Source organism: Sphingopyxis terrae subsp. terrae NBRC 15098, assembly GCF_001598815.1.
Taxonomy (GTDB): Bacteria; Pseudomonadota; Alphaproteobacteria; order Sphingomonadales; family Sphingomonadaceae; genus Sphingopyxis; species Sphingopyxis terrae.
Genome location: NZ_BCZQ01000017.1, coordinates 23,727 through 48,942, shown reverse-complemented (window position 1 = coordinate 48,942; position 25,216 = coordinate 23,727). Strand labels below are relative to the sequence as shown.

The window sequence follows — 25,216 nt, the reverse complement described above, 5'->3', positions numbered from 1 at the left end:
AGCAGGATAACATGCTAGCCAGAACCATAGGCTTTTCGATCCGGCAACGATGGCTCGTCCTCGCGGTGGTCGCGCTCCTCTGCGCGATCGGCGCGTGGAGCGCGACCAAATTGCCCATCGACGCCGTTCCCGACATCACCAACGTCCAGGTCCAGATCAACACCAAGGCGGAAGGCTATTCGCCGCTCGAGTCCGAGCAGCGCATCACCTATCCGATCGAGACCGCGATCGCGGGCATCCCGAACCTCAACTATACCAGGTCGATCTCGCGCTATGGCCTGAGCCAGGTCACTGTCGTCTTCGAGGACGGGACCGACATCTATTTCGCGCGCCAGCAGGTCAACGAGCGGCTCCAGGCCGCGCGCGGCCAGCTTCCGCCCGGGATGGAGCCCGAAATGGGCCCGATCTCGACGGGCCTCGGCGAAATCTTCATGTTCTCGATCGAGGCCGAACCGGGCGCGCGAAAACCCGACGGCACGCCTTATACGGCGGAAGACCTCCGGACGATGTCCGATTGGGTCATCCGGCCGCAGATGCGCACGATTCCGGGGGTCGCCGAGATCAACACGATCGGCGGCTATGCCCGCCAATATCATGTGACACCCAACCCGGCCTCGCTCGCCTCGCTCAATCTCTCGCTCAACGATGTCGTCACCGCACTCGAGGCCAATAATGCCAACCGCGGGGCCGGTTATGTCGAGCGCAGCGGCGAACAGATTCTGATCCGCGTGCCGGGTCAGGCCAATAATGAGCGTGACCTGTCGCAGATCATCGTCACCACCCGCGGCGGGGTTCCGATCCGGATCGCCGACGTCGCCGATGTCGCGATCGGCTCGGGGCTCCGCACAGGCGCCGCAACCGAAAATGGCAAGGAAGTCGTCCTCGCGACGGTCTCGATGCTGATCGGCGAGAATCCGCGCGTGGTGGCGCAGGCCTCGGCCGAACGCCTCGTCGAAGCCTCGCGTGCGTTGCCGAAGGGTGTCGTTGCCAAGCCGCTCTACGATCGCACCGCGCTCGTCGAGCGGACGATTTCGACGGTGCAGAAGAATCTCGCCGAGGGCGCGCTGCTCGTCATCGTGATCCTGTTCCTGCTGCTCGGCAATTTCCGGGCCGCGCTGATCACGGCGGCGGTCATTCCGGTCGCGATGCTGATGACGCTGACGGGCATGCTCCAGACGCGGACATCGGCAAACCTCATGAGCCTCGGGGCGCTCGACTTCGGCCTCATCGTCGACGGGGCCGTCATCATCGTCGAGAACTGCCTCCGCCGGCTCGGCGAGGCTCAGCACAGGCTCGGACGCCTGCTCGACCGCGACGAGCGCTTCGGCCTAGTCGCTTCCGCAAGCGCAGAAGTGATCAAGCCGAGCATCTTCGGCATTATTATCATCACCGCAGTCTATCTGCCGATCTTCGCGCTCGAGGGCGTCGAGGGCAAAACCTTCCATCCGATGGCGATCACCGTCGTCCTCGCGCTTACCGCCGCTCTGCTGCTGTCGCTCACCCTGGTTCCGGCCGCGGTGGCGCTGTTCGTGACCGGCAAGGTCGAAGAAAAGGAAAATTGGCTGATGCGCGGGCTCGGCAAGGGCTACCGCCCGATGCTCGACCGCGTCCTCAATTGGCCGAAGGCTGCGCTGGCTGGTGCTTTGGCGCTTGTCGCGCTGAGCGGCGTGGCGGCGACCAGTCTCGGGTCCGAGTTCATCCCGGACCTCGACGAAGGCGATATCGCGATGCACGCGATGCGCATTCCGGGGACGAGCCTCACCCAGTCGATCGCGATGCAGGAGGCGCTGGAGAAGAGGATCAGGCAGTTCCCCGAAGTCGAGCGGGTGTTCGCGAAGATCGGCACTCCCGAGGTAGCGACCGATCCGATGCCCCCGTCGGTCGCCGATAATTTCATCATGCTCAAGGACCGGAAGGAATGGCCCAATCCGAGAAAGACGCGCGACCAGCTCGTTGCCGAACTCAACAAGGCGGCGAACGAGGTGCCAGGGAACAATTATGAGTTCACCCAGCCGGTGAAGATGCGCATGAACGAGCTGATCGCCGGCGTTCGCGCCGACGTGGCGATCAAGTTGTTCGGCGACGACCTCGATCAATTGCTCGAATCGGGGCAGGCGATCGAGGAAGTCGCGGGCGGGATTGCGGGCGCGCAGGACGTGAAGCTCGAACAGGTCACCGGCCTGCCGATGCTCTCGGTCACGCCCGATCGCGACAAGCTCGCGCGCTACGGTGTCAGCATGGAAACGGTGCAGGATGCGGTTTCGACAGCGACCGGCGGCCGTCAGGCCGGCGAGCTTTTCGAGGGTGACCGCCGCTTCGACGTCATCGTCCGGCTTCCCGAGGCCATTCGCACCGATCTCGCGTCGCTCGGCAATCTCCCCGTTGCACTTCCGGCCGGCGGCTTCGTGCCGCTTTCGGAGCTGGCGGAGATATCGCTCGCGGCGGGGCCGAACCAGATCAGCCGCGAAAATGGCAAGCGCCGCGCGGTGATCACGGCGAATGTTCGTGGGCGCGATCTGGGCTCGTTCATCGACGAGCTCACGCAAAAGGTCGAAGCTGAGGTCGTGCTGCCCGATGGTTACTACATCGAATATGGCGGCACATTCGAGCAGCTTCAGTCCGCGACCGAGCGCCTCCAGATCGTCGTGCCGCTGGTGCTGCTGCTGATCTTCGGGCTGCTGTTCATGCTGTTCGGCACGGTGCGCGATGCTGCGATCGTCTTCTCGGGCGTGCCTCTGGCGCTGACGGGCGGGGTCGCGGCGCTGGCGCTGCGCGACATTCCGTTATCGATCTCGGCGGGCGTCGGCTTCATCGCTTTGTCCGGGGTCGCGGTGCTGAACGGCGTGGTGATGCTATCCTTCATCAAGGATCTGCGCGAACGCGGAAAAGCGCTCGTCGAGGCGATCCGCGAAGGCGCGCTGACCCGCCTCAGACCGGTGATGATGACGGCGCTGGTGGCGTCGCTCGGGTTCGTACCGATGGCGCTCAATGTCGGGGCTGGGTCCGAGGTGCAGCGGCCGCTGGCAACTGTCGTCATCGGCGGGATCATCTCGTCGACGATCCTGACTTTGCTCGTGCTGCCGGCCCTGTACCTCCTGGTCCATCGACGGACCGCGAAGGCCGAAGAGGAAGAGCTGGCGCGCCCGAGCAGCGTCCCCAGCCCCGAAGGCTGAGACACTCCCGGATGGCCGCCATTCCCCCCTGTCGGCGGCAACCGAGAGTGCTGACTGGGGCGGAACCCAAGCGGGTTCCGCCTCCTTTTAGGGATGGTGAGGATTGAGGAGCTTGCAATGAATGAAAAAGCATCCGGGAGCGAACGCGAAAAGCGAACGCTCCAGATCGTTCTCGTCCTGAACTCGGCTATCGCGATCGCCTTCCTCGTAACCGGCGGGCTCGGCGATTCGAGCGCGCTCATCGCCAATGGGCTCGACAATCTGTCCGACGCCGCGGTCTATGCCTTGAGCCTCGTTGCGCTCAGCCACGGCCTGAAATGGAAAACCCGTGCTGCCACGGCATCGGGTGTCATGCTGCTGGTCTTCGCGGCCGGCGTCCTGTTCGATGTAGGACGGCGCTATTTCGAAGGCAGCGAACCGATCGGTCCGACAATGATGATCATGTCGGCCGTCGCTGCGGTGGTGAACTATGCTTGTCTGAAGCTCTTGCAGCGCATTCAGGATCCGGACGTCAACCTCAGAGCCGCGACAACCTTCAGCTACAACGACTTCATCTCGAACGGCGGCATCCTGATCGCGGGTGTCCTCGTCTGGTGGCTCGGTACGAACTGGCCGGACCTTCTGGTTGGATTTGCGACTGCGCTGATCGCGATCAAGGGCGGCATCGAAATCCTTCGCGACGCCCGCCAAGAGGCCAAACAGCAGAAAGATTAGAGCATGTGAGGCGTGTCGGATCGGCGGAAGAATGTTCGGACCTCTGCGAACAACGTCGCCGATCCTGCCCTAGAGGCACCCGACAGCTCGCTCCCATCATATTACGTCCTTATTACGCGAGGCAAAAATCGAGCCCACGTAACGACGCGTATTACGCCGCCATTCGGCGTAAGTGTCTGAAATTGTTAGGAAAACTGGAGCGGGCGAAGGGATTCGAACCCTCGACCCCAACCTTGGCAAGGTTGTGCTCTACCCCTGAGCTACGCCCGCTCTGGCGGCTGGCGACCGGTGGGTGCCAGCGGGTGAGGCGGGCGATTAGCACCGGCTTTTGGAGTCGGCAAGCCCCCCCTTGTACTTTTCTTACAGGGGCCGGGCGAAGGGTTGGCATCCGGCGCACAATTCCCACATAACGCGGCGAAGAGATTCTTTTCGCGTCGGCACGGGGCCATTGCAGCCCGCCACCATGGCGCGAAACAACCGGCAAGGAGCATGAGCGTGGCGACATTGGGGCTGAACCCGCAGGAAAAGGAAGCCGTCGAGGCCTTCCGCCGCGACGTCGTCGAACCGTCGATGACGAAGCTCGTCATCCTCGATTTCTGGGCCGAATGGTGCGGGCCGTGCAAGCAGCTCGCCCCCGTGCTCGAAAAGGTCGCCGCCGATTACGCCGACAAGGGCGTGGTGCTGGCGAAGGTCGACGTCGATGCGAACGGCTTCATCGCGAGCCAGTTTCAGGTCCAGTCGATCCCGACCGTTTACGCGATCTTTCAGGGCCAGCCGGTCGTCAACCTGACCAACGCGCGCAGCGAAAGCCAGCTCAAGTCGATGCTCGACCAACTGCTCGCCCAACTGCCCGTCGAAAGCGACGCCGGTGCACGCGCGGTCGAGATCGCCCCGCTGCTCGAAATGGGCGAATCGGTTCTGGCCGAAGGCGACGGCCCGCGCGCGGTCGGCATTTTTTCGCAGATCGCCGACATGGCGCCCGACAGCGCCGCCGCGCACGGCGGGCTGATCCGCGCGCTGCTCGCCGCAGGCGACAGCGAAGGCGCGGCGCTGGCGCTGGCCGCCGTCCCCGCCGACATTGCGGGCGATCCCGCGATTGCGCAGGCGAAAAGCGCGCTCGAACTCGCCGCAGATGCCCCCGACGCGGGCGAACTCGCGGCGCTGGAGGCCGCGACCGCCGCCAATCCCGACGACCATCAGGCGCGCTTTGATCTTGCCGTAGCGCAGATCGGCGCGGGACAGCGCGATGCCGCCGCCGACAATCTGCTCCACATTGTCGCCGCCGACCGCGAATGGAACGACGGTGCGGCACGCGCGAAACTGCTGTCGCTGTTCGAAGCGGTGGGGCTAGAAGATCCGTGGGTCGCCGCGCAGCGCCGCCGCCTGTCACTGATCCTGTTCGGCTGATGCCGACCGACGCGCCCCTGACCATTCAGCGGATCGCGATTTTTCCGCTGCCCGGGGCGGTGCTGTTTCCGGGGCTGCACCTGCCGCTCCACATTTTCGAGCCGCGCTACAAGGCGATGGTGCAGGAAGTGCTGGCGCGCGACCGGCAGATCGGGATGATCCAGCCGCGCCAGATCCCCGGCGAGGAGGATCGCGAGCCCCCCGCGCTTTATGATGTCGGCTGCGTAGGGCGCATCATCGACGTCGAGGCGCTGGCCGAGGGGCGGTTCAACATCGTCCTGGAAGGTGTCGCGCGCTTTCGCGTCCGCCGCGAGCTCGACGTCACGACACCCTTTCGCCAGGTCGAGGCAGAGATAGAGGCCGAGGTCGAGGATGAAGCGGTGCTGTCGAGCATCGAGCGCGCGAGCCTTGAGCGCGAGGCGAAACGCTTTGCGCAGCGGCAGGGCTATGTTGTCGACTGGGCTTCGGTCGGGCAGCTCGACGACGAAACGCTGGTGAACGGCATCGCGCAGGTCGCACCGTTCGACGCCGCGGCCAAGCAGGCGCTGCTCGAAACCTCTCCGCTCGAAATGCGCGCCGAGCTGGTGATCCAGTTGATGCAGTTTTTCGGCCGCTTCGACGGCGACGACGGGCGCGCCACGCTGCAATAGGGCGTCAGTGCGGCTTGCCGCCCGCCGCCTGCGCCATATCGGCAAAGGCGCGGCGGACGATGTGACGGTCGCTTTCGCCGAGCCGTTCGACGAGCGAATCGACATGCGCGAGCTGGCGCCGGACGAGCGCGCGTTCATGCGCGAGCCGCGTCGCCGCGCGCGCTCCTGCCGCTCCGCCGCGCGCGCCGCCTGCAAGCGCCTTGCCGCGCCGCTGCGCCCATTCGGCGACGAGCCGGTCGGCGCACAGCGCGGCGAGCGCATCGCGCGCACCGCCTTCGGTCGCGCCTTCGGCGGCGGGATCGGCCAGCCAGTCCCCGGCGCCGTCGTCGACCAGTGCATCATAGGACAGCGTCACGGCGCCGCGCCGACCCGCGCAGCGCGGGTCGCCATGCAGGCGCAGGCGCAGCGCCTGAAGCTCGGCGCGAATCTGCCAATTGGCATAGGTGGTAAAGCGTGCGCGCGCGGGATCATAGCGTTCGGCCGCGCGGTGCAACGCGATCGCGCACGCCTGCGCCGCGTCATCGACACAGTCGCCAAGCCCGTAGGCGCGCGTGAAATAGCGAATGCGCGGCGCCGCGAGCGCCAGCAGATGCGCAAAGGCACGATCGATCCGCGCCCGTGCCCGCGCACCCGGTGCCGCCTCTGCCGCGGTGTGCGCCGCGATCAGCGCGCCGACCGCGCTTTCGAATGCCTCGCTCCTGTCCGACATCTTATGTCCCCTGTTCCCGGCGGCAAAATGGCCGCGCAGGATCAGGCTATGCCGCGATGGTTAGCGCGGCCGCACCGGACACCTAAGTAGGATTACCTATATTTCCGTGCCGGCGAGCAGCCGCGGCAGATCGCCAGCTTCGCCGCGCGCTTCGTCCATGAAGAAGCGCTTGAGCGCCGGCATGCGCTGCACCGCGCCGAGCCCGGTACGGCGGACAAAGGAGGCAGTACGTCCGGGAATGCCGAACAGCCGCGTCAGTCCGTCGGTTGCGAGGCTGACCATCAGATTGTCGAGCCCGCGCCAGCGCTGATAGCGCGCGAGCAGCGCCGCGTCGCCAAGGTCGAGCCCGATCCGCGCGCCGTCGACCAGCACCTCGGCCAGCGCCGCCGCATCGCGCAGCCCCAGGTTGAGACCCTGCCCCGCGATCGGATGGATGCCGTGCGCGGCGTCGCCGACCAGGACGATGCGGTCGCCGACGATCTGCGCGCTGTGATGGAAGCCGAGCGGATAGGTCATGCGCGGCGCGACGAGTTCCATCGTGCCGAGAATGTCGCCCGCGCGCTTGCCCAGTTCGGCAAGGAAGCCCCGGTCGCCCAGCTTGGCGAAACCCGGCCCGTCCTGTTCGGATACGGTCCACACGAAGGCCGAACGATGCCGCCCCTCGGCATCGTCGACGAGCGGGAGCAGCGCGAAGGGCCCCGAGGGGAAAAAGATTTCGTGCGCGACCTGATCGTGCGGGCGCGAATGCGCCACCGCGCCGATCATCGCGTGATGATGATAGGACCAGTTGGCGATCGTGAAGCCCGCCGCATCGCGGGTCGGCGATCGGCGCCCTTCGGCGACGATGAGCAGCGGCGCCGCGAGCCGCGTGCCGTCGGCGAGGGTCAGCGTGACGCCATGCGCGTCGACATCGCGCGCGACCACCTTCGCCGGCATGAACAGGCGCACCAGCGGCGCTTCGCCGAGCGCCGCCGCAAGCGCGAGGCGAAGCTGGCGGTTTTCGACCATCGTACCGAGCGCGGGGGCATCCGCATCGGCGACGAAATCGAGCTCGCCCGCCTGTCCCCCGTCGCTGACCTTGATCGCGCGGATCGGGCAGCCGTGGGGCGCAAGCCGATCGGCAAGGCCGAGCACGCCGAACATCTGCCACACCGCGCTGGCGATCGCCGAGGCGCGGCCGTCGAAGCCGGGCGCGATCGTCGCAACCGGATCGGCGGGGTCGACGATCTGCGACGACAGACCATGATGGGAAAGCGCGATCGCCAGCGCCTGGCCGACAAGCCCGCCGCCGGAGATCAGGACATCGCTGCGCAATACTTCGCTCATGCCGCCGCTCTACTCTGGCCCGGCGCGCTTGGGAAGCGGGCAGGCGCACGCGGACCATCGGCGCGCCGGGCGCCGCTTGACGACGAGTCCGCCCCATGCGCATATCGCCGTGGTTAATCGATCGAGGACCGCATTCCGCATGGCAAGCCGCAAGGCCGCATCGGCGAAGGCCGACTGGCGCACCGTTTTCAGACAAAGCATCGCGCGATCGTTGGTGATCGCCGCGGCACTGGCGCTCGCCGCCTTCACGCTGTTTTTCGCGCTCGCCCTGCTTACCTACGACAGCACCGACGCAGCGCTCAACACCGCTGCCGGCGGCAGCGCCGCCAACTGGATGGGCCATGCGGGCGCCTGGTTCGCCGACCTTGGCCTGTCGGTCGGCGGCGCGCCGATCGCACTGCTCGTCCCGCTGTTCGGCATCATGGCGTGGCGGCTGTGGGCGGCCGAGCCGCAGCCCTATTGGCTGCGTCAGCTCGCCTATTGCTTTGCCGGCATCCTGCTCGTCGGCATGGGCGCCGAGCTTTGGTCGCCGGCGTCGGGTTCGCCGATGCCCGCGGGGTGGGGCGGCCTGCTCGCCCTGCTCGCGGGGAGCGCGATCACCCCGCTGTTTGCGCTGGCGGGCGACCCCGCCGCGGCGCTGATCCGCTTCGGTACGATCCTGCTGCTCATCCTTGTCGGCCTCTGGCTCGCGATGCGCTCGCTGCGGCTCGAAAAGGGCTGGCTCGGGCGGCTCAGACTGCCGGCGGCCGAAGGAAGCCGGGTCGTCGAACCGGCGCGCGCGGCCCCGGCCGATGCGCCGCGCCCCGCCAATCTGGTCGAGCGCGTGATCCGGCCGCGCCCGCGCGCCGAACCGAGCGACCGCGCCCCGCCCGAGATCGCCGACCCGGCGCAGCGCTCGGCGCCGTCGAAGCCGCGCGCGAAGCCGCAGACCGAGCTGTTCACCAATTACCAGCTTCCCTCGATCGACCTGCTTGCCCCGGCCCCCGACACGCCGGCGGGACAGATCGACAAGGCGGCGCTCGAACGCAACGCACGCTTGCTCGAATCGGTGCTCGAGGATTTCCAGGTCAAGGGCGTGATCACCGCGGTCCGCCCCGGTCCGGTCGTCACCATGTACGAGCTCGAGCCCGCGCCCGGAACCAAGGCGAGCCGCGTGTCGAACCTCGCGGACGACATCGCGCGCAACATGTCGGCGCTGTCGGCGCGCATCGCGCCGATCCCGGGGCGCACCGTCATCGGCATCGAATTGCCCAACGCGCACCGCGAGGCCGTCGTGTTGCACGAGATCATCGGCAGCGGGCTGTTTCAGGAACATAGCGGCGCGCTGCCCATCATCCTCGGCAAGAATATCAGCGGCGACGCGGTGATCGCCGACCTCGCGCCGATGCCGCACCTGCTGATCGCCGGAACCACCGGGTCGGGTAAATCGGTCGGCCTCAATGCGATGATCCTGTCGCTGCTCTATCGCCTCGGTCCCGATCAGGTGAAGATGATCATGATCGATCCCAAGATGCTGGAACTCAGCGTCTATGACGATATCCCGCATCTGCTCGCCCCGGTGGTGACCGAACCCAAGAAGGCGGTGCGCGCGCTCAAATGGGCGGTCGAGCAGATGGAGGATCGCTACCGGATGATGTCATCGCTCTCGGTGCGCAACCTCGCGTCCTACAACGACAAGGTGCGCGGCGCGCTCGCCAAGGGCAAGTCGCTCGGGCGGCGTGTCCAGACGGGCTATGATCCCGAGACCGGCCAGCCGGTCTATGAGGAAGAGACGCTGGATTATCAGCCGCTGCCGCAGATCGTCGTCGTCGTCGACGAGCTTGCCGACCTGATGATGACCGCGGGCAAGGAAGTCGAATTCCTGATCCAGCGCCTGGCACAAAAGGCGCGCGCGGCGGGCATCCATCTGATCCTTGCGACGCAGCGTCCGTCGGTCGACGTCATCACCGGCGTCATCAAGGCGAACCTGCCGACCCGCATCAGCTTCAACGTGACGTCGAAAATCGACAGCCGCACCATTTTGGGCGAGGCTGGCGCCGAACAATTGCTGGGCAAGGGCGACATGCTTTACGTTCCCGGCGGCAAGCAGATCACGCGCATCCACGGTCCTTTCGTGTCCGACGACGAAGTCCGCGCGGTCGCCGATCATTGGCGCGGCCAGGGGCGCCCCGACTATGTCGAGAGCGTCACCGAGGATCCCGAGGACGGCGGCTTCGCGATGGAAGGCGCACCTGCGGGCGGCGACAGTGCCGAGGACCGCATGTATGCCAAGGCCTGCCAGATCGTGGTCGAAAGCCAGAAGGCATCGACCAGCTGGCTGCAACGCCAGCTGCGCATCGGCTATAACAGCGCGGCGCGCCTGATCGAGCGGATGGAGGACGAAGGGCTGGTCAGCCCGCCGAACCATGTCGGCCGCCGCGACGTGCTGACCGACCAATATGGGCAGCCGCGATAGGGAACCTTTCGCTCCGCCAACGACTTGAACAGCGTCTAAAGGCCGGGTTCAGGGCGGGTTCAATGCCGCCCTGCAACAAGCCGGCATCGACCGAAACAAACAAGAGAGCCCGATGACCCTGACGATCGACCGCCATTTCCTGACCCGCGCCGCCGCGCTGGCGCTCGCGCCTGCCGCCGCCCTCGGCCTGACGCTGGCCGCGCCCGCCATTGCGCAATCGGCGAGCGCGCTTACCGCGGTGCAATCGCACCTCAAGTCGACCAGTTCGATGACCGCCGACTTCGTGCAGACGGATCGCAACGGTCAGCGGCTGAGCGGACAGCTGACGCTGAAGCGTCCGGGCAAGGTCCGCTTCCAGTATCAGAAGGGCGTCCCGCTGCTGATCGTCGGCGACGGCAGCCGCCTGACGATGATCGATTATGAGGTCAAGCAGGTGCAGAGCTGGCCGGTGAAAAATTCGCCGCTCGGCGCGCTGCTCAATCCCGATCGCGATCTCGCCAAATATGCGAAGGTCGTCCCGACCGGAAACAGCGATGTGCTGAGCGTCGAGGTCAAGGACCCCAAGCGCCCCGAATATGGGACGATCACCATGGTGTTCATCCGCGATGCGGGGGCGCCGGGCGGATTGCGACTGCGCGGCTGGGTCGCGCTCGATTCGCAGAACAACCGGACACGGATCGATCTGTCGAATCAGCGCTTCAACGTGCCGGTCGCCGATTCGGCTTTCCGCTGGACCGATCCGCGCCCCAAACAGCGCGGCCGCGTCTGACGCCAGCGCGACTTTTATGAACGGGGCGCCGTTTCCCCAAGGGGATTCGGCGCCCTTTTTCCGCCCAACCGACGTTCGGCATCGACGAACTGCAAATGTCGCCGACAGCCGCCGATTTTCGTTCAGCTTGGCGACAGGGAAGGGGGGCTATTTCATCTCTCGAAGGCGCCGACACGGCCTCCGGATTTTGGGTTTCCCCCTGTTGCCCCAACCGGATTGCCAGGTGTCTTCATTCAAGAGCGTGACGAACGCTGACCTTGAACCCCCGTTCCACCGCCCCTGGAACGGGGGTTTATGTTTATGCGCGGCGTGTCCGGCGCGTCGGTGCAGGCGGCACCAGCCCGCAACGATTGCAGTGAAGGCTTCGCACCGATAGAGCCGGACTCCATGACCCAAACGAGCATTGCTTCCTGGAACATCAACAGCGTGCGTGCACGCATCGGCATCGTCGAGAAATTCCTGCGCGAAGAGGCGCCCGACGTCCTCTGCCTGCAGGAAACGAAGGTCGAATGCGGGCTGTTCCCGAAACAGATGTTCGAAGACCTGGGTTATCGTCACATCGTCACCAACGGCCAGCGGATGCACCATGGGGTCGCGATCGTCAGCAAGCTGCCGCTCACCGATGTGCGCAAATATGATTGGCAAGCCAATGGCGAGGCACGCCATGTCGGCGTGACGCTGCCGTCGGGGGTACGGCTGGACAATGTCTATATCCCGGCCGGCGGCGATATACCCGACCGCGCGCTCAATCCGAAATTCGGGCAGAAGCTGGATTTTCTGGGGCGCATGACCGAATGGGCGGGCGCGCTCGCCGATACGCCGACGGTGCTGACCGGCGATTTCAACGTCGCGCCGCTCGAAAGCGACGTATGGAACCACAAGGCGCTGCTCGACGTCGTCAGCCACACGCCGATCGAGGTCGATACGCTCGCCCGTCTCCAGGCCGCGGCCGGCTGGATCGATCTCGGCCGCCAGTTCGTGGCGCCGCCGACCCCGCTCTACACCTGGTGGAGTTACCGCGCGAAAGATTGGGAAGCGTCGAACCGCGGTCGCCGGCTCGACCATATGTGGGTCACGCCCGACATACGGAACGCGGCGCAGAGCCACCGCGTCGTCCAGCCGGCGCGGAGCTGGGAACGCCCGTCAGACCATATTCCGCTCGTCACGGAATTCGCATTTTGAGCGACGCGCCGGCCAGCGACCGCGGCGCCCGCCGCGCCGCGCGTGCGATCGACGCGCTGCGCCGCGGCTGGCCCTTTCGGATCGAAGGCGCCGACGGGGCTCTCGATCTGCTGGCCGTCGAAAGCGCGCGCGATGCGGCGCTGGCCGAATTCGGCAGCGCCGACCTGCTGATCTCGGGCGAGCGCGCGGTCACGCTGAAGCTTACCAACCAGCGCGCCGCCGCGACGCCGGGGCCGGTGCGACTGGCGGACGGCGCCGCAAGCGTCGCCGCGGCGCTGGCGATCGCCGACCCGGCGCTCGACCTCGCCAATCCGCTCAAAGGACCATTCCGCACGATCGCGAGCGGCGGCGAGGCGGCAGCCGCGACCGCGATGACGATGGCGCGCCACGCGGGCCTGCTCCCCGCCTTTTTCGTGCGCGCGGCCAAGGGGGAAGCCGAAACCGCCTGCTCCACCGCCGACGTCGCCGCCCTGCTCGACCCGTCGCGGCTCGAAATCGCGGCGCGCGCCCGCCTGCCTGTCGCGGCGAGCGAAACCGCCGAGATCGTTGCTTTTCGCAGCCCCGAGGAAGCGTCGGACCATGTCGCGCTGATCATCGGCAAGCGCGACGGCAATCCGCCCGTGGTACGCCTGCACAGCGAATGCCTGACCGGCGACGTGCTCGGCAGTCTCAAATGCGATTGCGGACCGCAACTGCATGCGGCGCTGCACGCGATGGCCGACGCCCCATGGGGGGTGTTGCTCTATCTGCGCCAGGAAGGCCGCGGCATCGGCCTCGTCAACAAGCTGCGCGCCTATGCGCTGCAGGATCAGGGCTATGATACGGTCGATGCCAATCTGCGGCTGGGTTTCCCCGTCGAGGCGCGCGATTTTGCGATCGCCGGCCAGATGCTCGCGCTGCTCAACATCCCGCGCATCCGCCTGATGACCAACAATCCTGAAAAGGTCGCGCGACTGGAAAGGGAGGGCATCGACGTCGTCGAACGCATCCCGCTCGCGCTGCCGACGAACCCGCACAACGAACGCTATCTAGCGACCAAGCGCGACCGCACGGGACATCAATTGTAAAGCCTCGTCATTGCGAGGAGCGCAGCGAAGCAATCCAGGGCGGTTTACGCGTGCTCCGGATCGCCGCTTCGCTTCGCTCCTCGCAATGACGATGTTTATTGTCGGGGGTTAGTGCACGAAACGCGCGACCACATCGCGGTAGCTGCGGCTGACCTTCACCTGCGCGCCCGAACCGAGCACGAGGAAACACTCGCCGTTGGTGTGCGGCTTGACCTGCTTCACCTGGCTGAGGTTGACGATGGTCGAGCGATGCACGCGCTGGAAATTGCGCGGGTCGAGCCGCTTTTCGAGATCCTTCATCGTTTCGCGCAGGATCAGCGAATTGTCGGCGGTGTAGATGCACATATAGTCGCCGGCAGCGTCGATTCGTTCGATGCTGTCGACATCGACGCGGAAAATCTGCCCGCGATCCTTGATGTTGATCATCTTTTCGTAGCGGTCGGCGGCGGGCGCATCGGCCGCCGTTTCGGCATCATATTCCTCGACCGCGTCGGGCGCGACTTCGGCAAGCACCGTCTTCAGCCGCTCAACCTCGGCCACGCCGCGCTTTTCGGCGAGGCGCTGGCGAACGCGGTCGAGCGCATCGGCGAGCCGCTCGGGCTCGACGGGCTTCACCAGATAATCGACCGCCTGCGCCTCGAAGGCGCGGATCGCATGGTCCGAATAGGCGGTGACGAAGACGACGAGCGGGGGCTCGACTTCCATCAGTCCCTGGATCACCGAAAAACCGTCGAATCCGGGCATCTGGATATCAAGGAAGACGAGGTCGGGCTTGTGCGTCTTGATCTTGCGAATGGCCTCCCGGCCGTTCTGCGCGGTGTCGACGACTTCGACATCGCTATGCGCTTCAAGCCGCAGTTGCAGGCCTTGGGTCGCCAATTTCTCGTCATCCACCAGGATGGTTCTGATCGTCATGTGCGTTCGGTTCCAATCGTCGCTTGTCCATCGGGCTGAAACGGAATCTCGATAATCACCGTGAATCCGCCATCGGTGCCCGATTGCACCTCGAACCGTTGCTGGTCGCCATAGGCCTGGGCCAGCCGGTCCCTGATGTTGGCTAAACCCACACCGGTCGATTCCGTTGCAATCCCGGTGGTGGGGTCGACGCCATCGGCTGACAATCCCGTGCCGGTGTCGGACACGGTAATCCGAACATTTTGACCGGCAAGCTGAGCCGTCAGCGTAATGTCGGCTCCTTCTTCCTGCGGTGTCACCGCATATTTGATCGCATTTTCGATCAGCGGCTGAAGCAGCAACGAAGGCAGGCGCGCGCGCTGCGCCGCCGGATCAATCTGGAAATGCGGCCGCAGCCGGTCCTCGAAACGCATCTTCTCGATGTCGAGGTAGAGCTTCAGCGTCTCGACCTCCTGCGCCAGCGTTACCTGTGCGGTCGGTTCGTTGGCGAGCGTGTAGCGCAGAAAGGCCGACAGGCGCGACAGCATCGCATTGGCGGGCTCGGTCTGTTTCAGAAGGACGAGGGTCGAGATGCTGTTGAGCGTGTTGAACAGGAAGTGCGGGTTGAGCTGGTAGCGCAGCATCGCGAGCTGCGCCGACGCGGCCTGCGCCTCGAGCCGCAGCACGCGGTCATTCTGTTCCTCGAGCTGCAGGAAATAGTTGATCGCGAAATAGAGCGCCGACCAGGCCGCGAGCGTCGTCGCGTCGATATAGATCGACACCAGCAGCAGGCCGGTAAAGCTCGTCTCGCTGTCGGGTTTCAATATCTGGAACAGCCAGGCGTCGATGAAAGCCCAGACTGCGGTGGCAAAGGCCAGGAGGCCGAAGCTTGCCCCCCACATCAGGATCGTGCGGCGGTTGATCAGCGCGCGGTAGCAAACCGAAAGCAGCAGCGTGAGCGAAAAACCCGTAACCGCCGAAACAACGACAAGGACAAGGAAATCGAAGGATTGGCCGCCCGCCAGCCCCGACACGACGCGCAGGCCGAACCAGCCGAGCCAGCCGAGGATCTGGAGATTCCAGAAGGCGCGGACCTTGTTCCCGAAAAACGGTCCGGGCGAGGAAAAGCCGAACAGCGGAATCGGGGAAGTCTGGCTTGCCATGTCAGCCGCCGAAATCAGGGGACGAGCGCGCCGTCCGCAAAGTGAGGATCATTCGGCCGCGACCGGTGCCATCCGCACGCGCGCCTGGCCGAGCGGCTGGAGTTCCGAACGATGTTTCCAGACAAGCTCGCCATATTCGAGCGGCCGGCCGTCGTGCGCGGTGATCGTCACCGGGCCGATCGGCTGTTCGTCATGCGAATCGACGAGCACCGGGGTCGAGGGAACTCCCGCCCCCCATTTTTCGCCCCACTGGCGCAGCGCGATCATCGCGGGCAGCAGTTCGACGCCCTTCTGGGTAAGCTGGTACAGAACCTTGCGGCGATCCTCCGCCATCACTTCGCGCGCCATGATGCCATGATCGACCAGCTTCGAAAGCCGGTTCGACAGGATGTTGCGCGCGATATTGAGCTCCTGCTGGAACTCCTCGAAATGGTGGACACCGTTGAAAGCGGCGCGAAGGATCATGAAGGACCATCGTTCGCCCATCGCCTCCAGCGCGAGCGGCAAGGCGCAATTGCCCCCATCAAGATCGTTCAGTTTTTCGCGTAATTTTCCCATAGGCCATGCCCTAACGTAAAATCGCCGCCGTGCCAAAAAAATATAGGGCCTCGGTTGCATTTCGCAACGGACGCACCAGATCGCGAAGCGCAACCTTCCGGTTGTCAAAAAAAGGAGGCTCCCATGTTCCATTTCCGGCTTTCCCCCGGCACCCCGATACTCGCCCTGGCGGGCGCGCTGTCGATCGGCGCCGCGGCGCTCCCCGCTGTTCCCGCCGCCGCCGCTGGCGGCCCTTTCTATCGCGCCGAACTGGCCGACGCGGCGAAGACCGCGCGCTTCGTCGCCCGCGATGTCGTCTGGGTCTGTGAGGGCACGACCTGCACGGCAGGCCGCGGCACCAGCCGCCCGCTGATGATGTGCGCCGCGCTCGCCAAGAAGGCCGGCCGCGTTACGAGCTTCACCGTCGATGGCAAGCCGATCGAGGACGCCGACCTCGCGCGCTGCAACGGCGAAGGCTGACCCTTCGCCCGCAAGAAGGGCCGCGCACGCTCTCCCCTCTGCACCGCGCGACCCTTTTCTTGCCTTGGCGAAGCCAGCGGCTTCGCTGCTCCACCGATACAAATATATTGCAATTGGCATCGCATGAACGACATTGGATGCGATGCTGAGGCAGTATGAACTTGTCGAGCGCGTGCGCGCTTATGATCCCGACGTCGACGAGGCGCTGCTGAACCGCGCCTATGTCTTCACCGTACAGAAGCACGGGAGCCAGAAGCGCGCCTCGGGCGACCCCTATTTCAGCCATCCGGTCGAGGTCGCGGGCATCCTGACCGACCTGCATCTCGACAGCGAGACGATCGTCACCGCGCTGCTCCACGACACGCTGGAAGACACGCTGACCACGCCCGAAGAGATCGAGCGGCTGTTCGGCGCCGACGTCGGGCGGCTGGTCGACGGCGTCACCAAGCTCAGCAAGATCGAGGCGCAGACCGAGAATGAGCGCGCCGCCGAAAATCTGCGCAAATTCCTGCTCGCCATGTCCGACGATATCCGCGTGCTGCTCGTCAAGCTCGCCGACCGGCTGCACAATATGCGCACGCTGCATTTCATCAAGAATCCGGACAAAAGGCGCCGCATCGCCAAGGAGACGATGGACATCTATGCCCCGCTTGCCGAGCGGATCGGCATGTATGAATATATGCGCGAAATGCAGCTTCTGGCCTTTCGCGAGCTCGAGCCCGAGGCCTATGCGACGATCACCGGCCGGCTCGCCAAACTGACCGCGGGCGGCAAGGACAAGGTCGCCGGGATCAGCCGCGAGTTCAAGGAGCTGCTCGCGAAAAGCGGGATCGAGGCGGACGTGTCGGGGCGCGAAAAGCATCCCTATTCGATCTGGCGCAAGATGCAGGAACGCCACGTCAGCTTCGAACAGGTCACCGACATCATCGCCTTTCGCGTCATCACGCGCAGCGATGCCGACTGCTATGCCGCGCTTGGCGTCTTTCACCGCAAGTGGAAAATGGTCCCCGGCCGCTTCAAGGATTATATCTCGACCCCCAAGCGCAACGGCTACAAGTCGCTGCACACGACGATCATGCACAATGAAAATATGCGGATCGAAATCCAGATCCGCAGCGAGGCGATGCACCAGCAGTCCGAATTCGGCTTTGCCGCGCACTGGGCCTACAAGCAGGGCGGCGGCTCACCCGACGGACAGGCGGGGTGGATTCGCGACCTGCTCGAAATCCTCGACCAGACGCACGACCCCGACGAACTGCTCGAGAATACGCGCATCGCAATGTATCAGGACCGCATCTTCGCCTTTACGCCGAAGGGCAGCCTGTTCCAGCTTCCCAAGGGCGCGACGCCGGTTGATTTCGCTTATGCCGTCCACACCGGGCTCGGCGACCGCACCGTCGGTGCCAAGGTCAACGGCCGGCTCGTGCCGCTGCGCACCCAGCTCGTCAACGGCGATACCGTCGAGATATTGTCGTCGGAAAAGCAGACGCCGCAGCCCGCGTGGCTGGGCTTTGCGGTGACGGGCAAGGCGCGCGCCGCGATCCGCCGCCATGTCCGGTCGAAGGAAAAGGTCGAACTCGCCGCCCTTGGTCGCAAGATGTACGACGAGATCGCCCGCCGCCTGCCCAACAAGGTCGGCGACAAGGCGCGCGCCGCGGCGCGCGAGCGGCTGAAGCTCGAGGATGACAGCGCGCTCTATGTCGCGATCGCGCGGCGGCGATTGTCCGACGACCAGATCCTCGAAGCGCTCGTCCCCGGCATCACCGCCGAGATGAAATCGAAGCCCGGCAAGCTGCGCCAGGGCGCTGCGGTGTCGATCGAGGGGCTGACCCCCGGCGTCGCCTACAAGCTTGCCGACTGCTGCCACCCCGTTCCCGGCGACCGCATCGTCGGCCTCGCGCGGCCCGGCGAGGGGATCGAGGTGCATGTTATCGACTGCCCCAGCCTGGCCGACGGCATCGACGCCGACTGGATCGACCTCAGGTGGCAGGAGGACAGCGAGGGCGGCAATGCGCGGCTGTGCGTCGTCATCCTCAACGAAACCGGCACGCTCGCCGAAATGTCGGGCATCCTCGCCGCCAATTCGGCGAATATCACCAATCTGCGGCTGTCGAACCGCGAGGGCGATTTCCACACCTATGACGTCGTCGTCGAGGTGCGCGACGTTCAGCATGTGATGCGTATCCTGTCCGCGCTCCGCGCGTCGGACAGCGTCGTGCAGGCGGAGCGACTCTAGGCGATCAACTCAGGCAGCTTAGGGGTAGGGAACAGCCATTTTCCAACTTTCGTCATCCCGGACTTGATCCGGGATCCATTCATCCGGCGTTGAAAGAATGGATCCCGGATCAAGTCCGGGATGACGATGCAAGGTAAGCCGGCCTAGCTGCCTTCGCCTTCAGTTCGGGTAGGCCAGCGGCGGTCGCCACGCCGCCTGATCGACGGTGTCGCTGACCTTGTAGACCAGCCCCTTGCTGTTCAGGAACAGCTTCTCCATTTCGGGCCGGGTGAAGGGGCGAGATCCCACGCGGCCGAACACCGCCATCTGCCCCCCCGTTTCGTCGACCGCCCGGTCGCGGTCGAGCCCCTTCGACAGAGCGAGCGCCGGCGACGGAGTTTTGGCCCAGGCGATCAGTTCGGGCGTCGGCGCGGGCGAGAAGCCATAGAGGCCGGGATTGTCCGGACTGGTAAGCTGAAGCACCTTGATGCCGTTCCGTCCGTCGGCGACATAGGCGAAGAGCGACGCATTGGTCGATGCGACGATCACATCCTCTGCATCGTTGAGCGCTCCCCCGAAGGTCATCGCGGGCCAGACGGCCGGCGCCATCGGCCGCGTCACATCGACGATCACCAGACCGTCCTGCTTGGCCGCGACGTACATGAAGGTGCGCGCGAGATAGATTTTGCGCGCGTTGGCGAGCCGCACCGTTCCCGCCGGCACCGGTTCCGGCCGGTCCATATGCGTGATGTCGAACAGCTTCACGCCCTCCGCGTCGGTGACCCACAGGTACCGGAACTGCACGGCACTCGCGCGCGCATCGGTCAGCGGCAGCTGCGCCGTCACCTTCGGCTCGAGCGGCGTCGACAGGTCGAGCACGACGAGCCCGGCATCGGCGGTGACATAGGCATAGTCGCCCGCAAGCGTCACGTGGCGGGCCCCGGCCAGCACATTATCGGGATTCCACGTCAGCGCGCGGGTCAGCTTGTTGTTGCGGAATTCGCCGTCCGCCATCGTGTCGATGTCGACCAGAATCAGGCCTTCGACGCTGTCGGTGATGACGGCATAGCGGTAGAGCGGGTGCAGTGCCTGTTCGTGATTTTCGGGGAAATCCTTACGGATATGCTCGTTGCGGGCCATGCTGATCGGCTGGGTCGTGCCGATCGCCATGCAGGTCGCGTTCGTCGTTTTGACATGCGTATCGTGCCCCAGCGGCGAAAAAGGCGCGCGGGTGACGCGTTCGGAGAAGCCCTTGTTGCCGATCGATGCGACGTCATAGACACGAAAGCCGCCCCTGCCTTCGGCGACATACATATATTCGCCGCGCAGTTGCAGGCAGTTGACCCGGCCGCTCGTCCCCTGGACGATATTGGCGAATTCCTCGAGCGCATGGCTTTCGCCCGACCCCTTCTTGTCGAAGGTCTTGCCGCGCACCCAATTTTTGAGCTCGCGATGGTTCTGATCGACGTGCAGGCGCCAATAGTCGGGATAGGCATATTTCTGCAGATAGCTGCCGATCACCGCCTGCGGCTCGTCCCATTCGGTGACGCGCGTCGCCTGGAAGCCGTCCTCCAGCCCCGACCAGACATTGAGCCCGACGAAATTGACGAAATTGGTCCCCATCAGGAGCAGCTGCGACATGATCGCATTATTGTCGTCCGCCTGCGACAGATGGCAGTCGGTGCACTGTTTCGTCTCCTGACGCCGCACCGTATGTGGGAAATGCGGCGCGAAGGCCTGGCTCGAGAAGCCCGCAGCAGAGATCGGCGGCTGCTGGATATAGATGCGTTCGCGGTTGAGGTTCGTCGAGGACAAGACCAGCGCCGATGTCGACCGGATCGGCGCGATGATCCCGCGCGGATTGCCGTCGGCGTCGGGCTCGCCGGGCTTGGTCAGCATGTGCCGGCCGAGCTGGAACATCTCGTCGCGCGCCACCTGCGGGTTATAGGTCGCGAAGTTGCGCGTCTCCTCCCCTTCGAAATGGTGCATGCTGGTCTTCCAGTTCGCCTCGATCGGCAAATGGCAGCCGCCGCAGCTCGTCGTCCACGACAGATGGCAGGTGAAGCAGGCCATCTTGTCGTCGCCGTGCGCGCGATCTTCCCTTGCCACGCCCGGCCCCCACGCAAAGCTGCCATCGTCGGCGCCGCTGCGCGACATCAGTTTGGCGCGCGCCGCTTTCGCGTTGAAATGCGGCCCCGGCGTCACCGCCTGCTTGACCAGGCTGACCTGCCACTGGAGCTTCGGATCGACGATGGACCGCTGGATCAGCCCCGTGATTTCACCATTGTCGTCATATTGGAATTCGAACCGGCGCCGGCCGTCCGAATTGCGAAGCAGCGCAAGATTGGTCCCTTGCGGCCGTGCTGCGACGTTCGAGGTGAGCAGATTGGGATAGGCATCGGCGGTGCCATGGCAATCCTTGCACCCGATCTCGACCGCGTTCGCGACTTCGCCCTGGATATAGCCATTGCCGTGCGCATCCTGCGCGAAGTGGCAGTCGGCGCACTGCATCCCCTTTTCGGCATGAATGTCCATCATATGGACCGCCTTGCCGGGGTTGATGCCGGGCGGCACGAACTTGCCCTCGACACCGGGTTTGGCGGGATCGGCGCTGGCGAGACACAGGTCGCGCTGCGCCGGGTCGCTGTAGCTGGCGCAGCTCTTGCGCCATTTTTCGGGATCCTTGGGATCGACGATGTGCGCCTTGTCGGTGCCATAGGTCGACATATTGCCGTCGGCGTCGAGCAGATTGCCGCTGCGGTCGCGCTTGAAGATGCCGCGGAAGTTCCAGCCATGGCCGTGATAGTCGGCGAACTGGGTGTCCTTGTTGCTGTCGTTCACGTCATAGACGTCGCGCAGAAACTCGACGTCGGCCCACAGGCCGCGCGGGCTCGCGCCTTCGGGATTGCGTTCGAGAACCTTGTGGACTTCGGCGGCGGTCGGATAGCGTTGTTGCTTGTATTTCTTCTGATATTCCTCGTCGCTCATCCCCAGTGGGCGCGGTGCGGTGTTGTCGGGACCGGGCCATAGCTGCGGCGCGTCCGATTCATAATCCCACATCGTGTAGCCGAGGTAGGAGTTCAGGAAGATATTGGGCTGGTGCATGTGGCAATTCATGCACTGCGCCGTCGGGATCGCGCGGGTGAAGGCGTGGGTGATCGGATGCCCCGATTCGCGCCGGTCCTTCGCGGGTGCGGCTTGCGGTCGGGCTTTTGCGGCTTGGGGGTCGATCAGCGCGCCATGGCCATCGGGCGACGGCGCATGTTTCGCCGGATCGCCATGCGCGTCGCCAGCAGCGCCCCCACCATGTCCGCCGCCATGCCCGTCATCATCGGGTTTCCATTTCTTCCCCGCGATCGTCGGATCGATCGTCGCGCTTTCGCCATCGCGGCCATATTGCGCATAAGTCAGGCTGTGCCGCGGTTCGCGGTCGTTGGCATAGATGACATGGCAGCCGGCGCAGCCCGACTGGCGATAATCGCCCGGCTGGTCGTTGGTGCCCATGAACCACATGAAGGGGTCGTTGAGGCGCGTCTTGTGGATGTTGAGCACCGGAATCGCGACACGCAGCCCGGTGCCGGGACCGCGGTTCGACTGTTTGAGGTCGGGACGTCCGGGTTCCTCGAGCCGCTGGATGCTGCCGGTCGGGTTCGGCAGGCCGATTTCGGCGAACTGGGTGTTGATGTTGCGGCCGCCGCGTTCGAAGACGCGGAAGACGTCGCCGGGCGGGATCACGCTCCAGCGCGGCAGCGGGTACATTTTGGCAAGCGCGCCGCGCTTCTTTTCGGCGTCGGTCAAAATCTTGTCGAAGCCGAACTCCGGCTTGCACGCCTCGGCATATTCCTCTTTCGTCAGCCGCGACGAGGGCGACAGGATGCAGGCGGCCTTGCCGTCGCGCGTATAGGCCTCGCCGAAGATGTAATTCTTGTAGGGAACGATGCCGTTGTTGTACGCGGCCCCGCCCCACAGCATCGCGCCGGTCGACATCAGCGACCGCTCGGTCGCCTCGATGATCTCGAGGTGGCATGACCCGCACGCCTCGCGCGCCACGCGGTAGTCGCTCGGGTTGACGAAGCGGATATATTCGGGCGCTTCCTTGTTGAGCAGCGTATAGCTGCGCTTCGGGTTCGCCGATGTGCCACCCCACGCCCCGGGCAGCGTCGGCTGGGGATGCGCGAGTTTCATCGCCGCCAGATTATAGGGATTGTCGTAGCCGAGTTCGGGGCGCCCGAACGCCGCGGGCGATTGCGAATCGCCGCCGTGGCAGTCGGTACAGCCGAGGCGCACCGCAGGCGTCGCGTGCATCGACGGCCGGTCGGTCTGGGTGTGGCAGCTGTAACAGCCCTTCGACTTTGCCTCGACGTCGGCCTCGCTCTGTTCGCGCGGCGCCGGCGGCGTGAAGCGATAGGTGACGGCGACCGGCTTTTCGCCTTCCGACGCGCGCGCGCCCTGCATACCGGCGGTCATCGCCATCAACAGGAAGATCAGGAGGGCGAGGAGCCTGCGCATCATCGTCTAGAAACTCACGATCAGATTGGCGAGGACCGAGACATAAGCCCGGTCGCGCTCGCGATTCTCGAACAGATCCTTGAACCCGTCACCGGGCAGCAGCACCGCGGCGCTGAGGCGGCCGACGATATTCTGCGTCGCCTTGGGCCGCCAGATGCCTGCCACCGACAGATCCCAGCCGATATCCTTGGGGATCGACCCTTCGCTGCGCAGCACCTGCAAACCCGCGGTATTGTCGAACCACAGATGATTGGCGTTCACGCTGACGCGCGTTTCGGGTGACAGGTCGAAATCGGCGCCGGCGCCGACGAATACGGTGCCGGGGTTGTTGAAATTCGACTGCCCCTCTTCTTTCGACGAGCGCAGAGAATTGAGGATGCCGTTGCGGCCATTGATCGAAATGACGCGCCCGCCGCCCGCAAAGGGAATCGTCTGACGAATCCAGTAGCTGGTGTCGGCGCCGCCGAAGATCGGATTTTCGAAAATCGCGTCGAAGCCGCCCTCGACATCGTTATAGGGATCGCTGTCGCCGGTGGCGTAGAGGCCCGACAGGCGAAAGCGCATCCAGTCGTGATCGTAGCTGAGTTCGGCGGCGCCGAAGCCCGCGCGGATCTTTGCCGGCTTGCTGGTGAAGAAGCTGTTCCGGTCCTCGCCCAGCGCCGCATAGAAGCTGGCGGTCAGATTGATCCGTCCGATGCGCCCGTCGGCGCTGTAGCCGAGGTAGGTCACGTCATATTCGCGGCCGCGCAGATCGCCGAGAAGCGCCGGGCGCACCGGAAAGCCGTTGTGGTCGATCTGGATGTCGTTCTTTTCGCGGTTTCGATTGTAGGTTACGCTGACCTGGCTCGTCAGCCCGACGAAGGGGAAGTCCTGACGATAGAGGTTCGCGGTGAAGATGAAATCGTCGCGCGGGCTTTGGGTGATGTCGTTGAGCCCGCTGTTGGTGTCCTTTTCGAGCCGCCAGAAGGCCGCGACATTATATTGAAAGCGGTTATTGTCGCGGTTGCCGAACAGGCGGATGCCAAGTTGGCTGTCGTTGAACAGGAAACCGCGAAAATCGCTCTGGAACGGCTGGATGCCGATGCGGATCGAATGAAAGTCGTAACGGTCGCTGTCGTTGCCCAGATGCTTGTCGACGAACAATTCCTGTACCCCCAGGAAATTGTCGTAACGATGGCTCGGCTGCGACGGGCGCACGTCGAGCACGCGCCGTTCGGGCACGTCGACATAGTTGAAATTATAAGCCAGCGTGACGCGATATTCGACGTCGGGCGGCTTGAAGGCGGTCGATCCCTTGATGAGCGCGGCGCCCGCGATCAGCGTCTGCGACAGCACGAAGCTGCGGTTCTTGCCGAACACGTCGAGGCTGCCCGGCCGCTCGGTGGTCTGGACGCCGACCGGAATCGGAAAGGTGCGCGGTTCGAACACCGTATCCGACACCGCACTGGCGACGAAAAACCAGTCGTCGCCCCTGATCGGCAGCCACGGCACCTTCGACCGGTCGATCGGCCGGTCGCCCTTCAGCGTGTTCTGATGATAGGGATCGAACCAGCGTTCCTTGACCACGCCGAGCGATTCGATGAGGCGCCAGCGGTCGGGCACCGGCAGTTGATCCTCGATCCCCGGAAAGGCCTGCGGCGGCGGCGGACGCAGCGCGCCGACATTGTCCTGCCGCATCTGGTCGGGCAGATCGGGCGTGTAGCCGGGGCGGCGGCGGCCTTCGATAATCTGGGTGACCAGATCGTCCTTCAGTACATCCTTCCAGTCGACCGGCGGCGGCGGCGGGATCAGCGCTTCGCCGTCGGGTGCCGGGATCGCAGCCGGCGCCGCGTCCGGCGCGGCGCCATCGGTCGCGGGCGGTTCGGGCGGCGGCGGGGGTGGCGGCAGCGCCTGACCCGCCGCAGGCGCGCCCTGCGCCGCGAGCGTCGCGATGATCGGCAGCAGGCTGCTTCCAAGCGCGCTCATC

17 protein-coding genes and 1 tRNA gene are annotated in these 25,216 nt (G+C 65.1%); 10 read left to right on the top strand and 8 right to left on the bottom strand.

What is annotated here, in order from left to right; genetic code table 11:
• Positions 1-11 precede the first annotated feature (11 nt).
• Both STE01S_RS10820 and STE01S_RS10815 read left to right on the top strand, forming a co-directional pair.
• On the top strand, positions 12-3,173 hold the full coding sequence (locus tag STE01S_RS10820) for an efflux RND transporter permease subunit (protein ID WP_037553392.1): 3,162 nt from the start codon (positions 12-14) through the stop codon (positions 3,171-3,173).
• A gap of 117 nt (positions 3,174-3,290) precedes the next feature.
• On the top strand, positions 3,291-3,887 hold the full coding sequence (locus tag STE01S_RS10815; RefSeq protein ID WP_003046522.1) for a cation transporter: 597 nt from the start codon (positions 3,291-3,293) through the stop codon (positions 3,885-3,887).
• Positions 3,888-4,082: 195 nt separating this feature from the next.
• Here STE01S_RS10815 and STE01S_RS10810 read toward each other — a convergent pair.
• Positions 4,083-4,157 (bottom strand) — tRNA-Gly (locus tag STE01S_RS10810).
• Between the two features lie 225 nt (positions 4,158-4,382).
• On the opposite strand from STE01S_RS10810, the gene STE01S_RS10805 reads away from it, so the two are divergent.
• Entirely contained in the window at positions 4,383-5,294 is a 912-nt protein-coding gene (locus STE01S_RS10805; RefSeq protein WP_062767773.1) for a tetratricopeptide repeat protein, read from the top strand.
• Positions 5,294-5,944, top strand: a complete 651-nt coding sequence (locus STE01S_RS10800) for an LON peptidase substrate-binding domain-containing protein (protein WP_003046528.1) — start codon at positions 5,294-5,296, stop codon at positions 5,942-5,944. Before STE01S_RS10805 ends, STE01S_RS10800 begins: the two co-directional genes overlap by 1 nt.
• Positions 5,945-5,948: 4 nt before the next feature.
• Here the strand turns inward: STE01S_RS10800 and STE01S_RS10795 are convergent, their stop codons facing one another.
• The gene (locus STE01S_RS10795) at positions 5,949-6,653 is read right to left on the bottom strand and encodes a sigma factor (RefSeq protein WP_062767633.1); all 705 of its coding nucleotides are present in this window, start codon (positions 6,651-6,653) and stop codon (positions 5,949-5,951) included.
• Positions 6,654-6,749: 96 nt separating this feature from the next.
• On the bottom strand, positions 6,750-7,979 hold the full coding sequence (locus STE01S_RS10790; RefSeq protein ID WP_062767632.1) for an FAD-dependent monooxygenase: 1,230 nt from the start codon (positions 7,977-7,979) through the stop codon (positions 6,750-6,752).
• A gap of 139 nt (positions 7,980-8,118) precedes the next feature.
• On the opposite strand from STE01S_RS10790, the gene STE01S_RS10785 reads away from it, so the two are divergent.
• The 4 genes from STE01S_RS10785 (at position 8,119) to ribA (ending at position 13,452) form a co-directional block, all read left to right on the top strand.
• Positions 8,119-10,434 carry an FtsK/SpoIIIE family DNA translocase gene (locus tag STE01S_RS10785; protein ID WP_062767630.1) on the top strand — a complete coding sequence of 772 codons (2,316 nt, stop codon included), beginning with the start codon at positions 8,119-8,121 and terminating at the stop codon, positions 10,432-10,434.
• Between the two features lie 112 nt (positions 10,435-10,546).
• A complete protein-coding gene (locus STE01S_RS10780; RefSeq protein ID WP_062767628.1) occupies positions 10,547-11,203 on the top strand; it encodes a LolA family protein in 657 nt (218 codons plus the stop codon).
• A 387-nt stretch (positions 11,204-11,590) separates the two neighbouring features.
• On the top strand, positions 11,591-12,385 hold the full coding sequence (locus tag STE01S_RS10775) for an exodeoxyribonuclease III (RefSeq protein WP_003046544.1): 795 nt from the start codon (positions 11,591-11,593) through the stop codon (positions 12,383-12,385).
• Positions 12,382-13,452 carry a GTP cyclohydrolase II gene (gene ribA, locus STE01S_RS10770; protein WP_062767626.1) on the top strand — a complete coding sequence of 357 codons (1,071 nt, stop codon included), beginning with the start codon at positions 12,382-12,384 and terminating at the stop codon, positions 13,450-13,452. The genes STE01S_RS10775 and ribA overlap by 4 nt, the downstream gene beginning before the upstream one ends.
• Before the next feature lie 108 nt (positions 13,453-13,560).
• Here the strand turns inward: ribA and STE01S_RS10765 are convergent, their stop codons facing one another.
• From STE01S_RS10765 to STE01S_RS10755, 3 genes are read right to left on the bottom strand one after another with little or no spacing between them, the layout of a single operon-like run.
• Positions 13,561-14,367: a LytR/AlgR family response regulator transcription factor gene (locus STE01S_RS10765; protein ID WP_003046549.1), complete on the bottom strand. Its 807-nt coding sequence runs from the start codon at positions 14,365-14,367 to the stop codon at positions 13,561-13,563.
• Positions 14,364-15,509: a sensor histidine kinase gene (locus STE01S_RS10760; protein ID WP_058811037.1), complete on the bottom strand. Its 1,146-nt coding sequence runs from the start codon at positions 15,507-15,509 to the stop codon at positions 14,364-14,366. The genes STE01S_RS10765 and STE01S_RS10760 overlap by 4 nt, the downstream gene beginning before the upstream one ends.
• Before the next feature lie 48 nt (positions 15,510-15,557).
• On the bottom strand, positions 15,558-16,067 hold the full coding sequence (locus STE01S_RS10755; protein WP_003046553.1) for a winged helix-turn-helix transcriptional regulator: 510 nt from the start codon (positions 16,065-16,067) through the stop codon (positions 15,558-15,560).
• 123 nt (positions 16,068-16,190) lie between these two features.
• Here STE01S_RS10755 and STE01S_RS10750 point away from each other — a divergent pair, with 123 nt between their 5' ends.
• Both STE01S_RS10750 and STE01S_RS10745 read left to right on the top strand, forming a co-directional pair.
• Positions 16,191-16,526, top strand: coding sequence for a CC_3452 family protein (locus tag STE01S_RS10750; protein ID WP_062767624.1), 336 nt, complete (start codon positions 16,191-16,193; stop codon positions 16,524-16,526).
• A 142-nt stretch (positions 16,527-16,668) separates the two neighbouring features.
• A complete protein-coding gene (locus STE01S_RS10745; protein WP_058811283.1) occupies positions 16,669-18,762 on the top strand; it encodes a RelA/SpoT family protein in 2,094 nt (697 codons plus the stop codon).
• A 159-nt stretch (positions 18,763-18,921) separates the two neighbouring features.
• On the opposite strand, the gene STE01S_RS10740 is transcribed toward STE01S_RS10745, so the two are convergent.
• Together STE01S_RS10740 and STE01S_RS10735 are read right to left on the bottom strand one after the other, a co-directional pair.
• Positions 18,922-23,253 (bottom strand): hypothetical protein, encoded by a 4,332-nt coding sequence (locus STE01S_RS10740; protein ID WP_409371976.1) that lies wholly within the window; start codon positions 23,251-23,253, stop codon positions 18,922-18,924.
• Between the two features lie 3 nt (positions 23,254-23,256).
• Complete coding sequence (locus STE01S_RS10735; RefSeq protein ID WP_255265928.1) at positions 23,257-25,215, bottom strand: hypothetical protein; 1,959 nt, start codon at positions 25,213-25,215, stop codon at positions 23,257-23,259.
• Position 25,216 lies beyond the last annotated feature (1 nt).

Coding starts and splice junctions, on each gene's coding strand:
- STE01S_RS10765 (WP_003046549.1), bottom strand. CDS start 14,367: ATGACGATCAGAACCATCCTGGTGGATGACGAGAAATTGGCGACCCAA.
- STE01S_RS10815 (WP_003046522.1), top strand. CDS start 3,291: ATGAATGAAAAAGCATCCGGGAGCGAACGCGAAAAGCGAACGCTCCAG.
- STE01S_RS10780 (WP_062767628.1), top strand. CDS start 10,547: ATGACCCTGACGATCGACCGCCATTTCCTGACCCGCGCCGCCGCGCTG.
- STE01S_RS10750 (WP_062767624.1), top strand. CDS start 16,191: ATGTTCCATTTCCGGCTTTCCCCCGGCACCCCGATACTCGCCCTGGCG.
- STE01S_RS10745 (WP_058811283.1), top strand. CDS start 16,669: ATGCTGAGGCAGTATGAACTTGTCGAGCGCGTGCGCGCTTATGATCCC.
- STE01S_RS10740 (WP_409371976.1), bottom strand. CDS start 23,253: ATGATGCGCAGGCTCCTCGCCCTCCTGATCTTCCTGTTGATGGCGATG.
- STE01S_RS10775 (WP_003046544.1), top strand. CDS start 11,591: ATGACCCAAACGAGCATTGCTTCCTGGAACATCAACAGCGTGCGTGCA.
- STE01S_RS10785 (WP_062767630.1), top strand. CDS start 8,119: ATGGCAAGCCGCAAGGCCGCATCGGCGAAGGCCGACTGGCGCACCGTT.
- STE01S_RS10755 (WP_003046553.1), bottom strand. CDS start 16,067: ATGGGAAAATTACGCGAAAAACTGAACGATCTTGATGGGGGCAATTGC.
- STE01S_RS10790 (WP_062767632.1), bottom strand. CDS start 7,979: ATGAGCGAAGTATTGCGCAGCGATGTCCTGATCTCCGGCGGCGGGCTT.
- STE01S_RS10735 (WP_255265928.1), bottom strand. CDS start 25,215: ATGAGCGCGCTTGGAAGCAGCCTGCTGCCGATCATCGCGACGCTCGCG.
- STE01S_RS10800 (WP_003046528.1), top strand. CDS start 5,294: ATGCCGACCGACGCGCCCCTGACCATTCAGCGGATCGCGATTTTTCCG.
- STE01S_RS10795 (WP_062767633.1), bottom strand. CDS start 6,653: ATGTCGGACAGGAGCGAGGCATTCGAAAGCGCGGTCGGCGCGCTGATC.
- STE01S_RS10760 (WP_058811037.1), bottom strand. CDS start 15,509: ATGGCAAGCCAGACTTCCCCGATTCCGCTGTTCGGCTTTTCCTCGCCC.
- STE01S_RS10820 (WP_037553392.1), top strand. CDS start 12: ATGCTAGCCAGAACCATAGGCTTTTCGATCCGGCAACGATGGCTCGTC.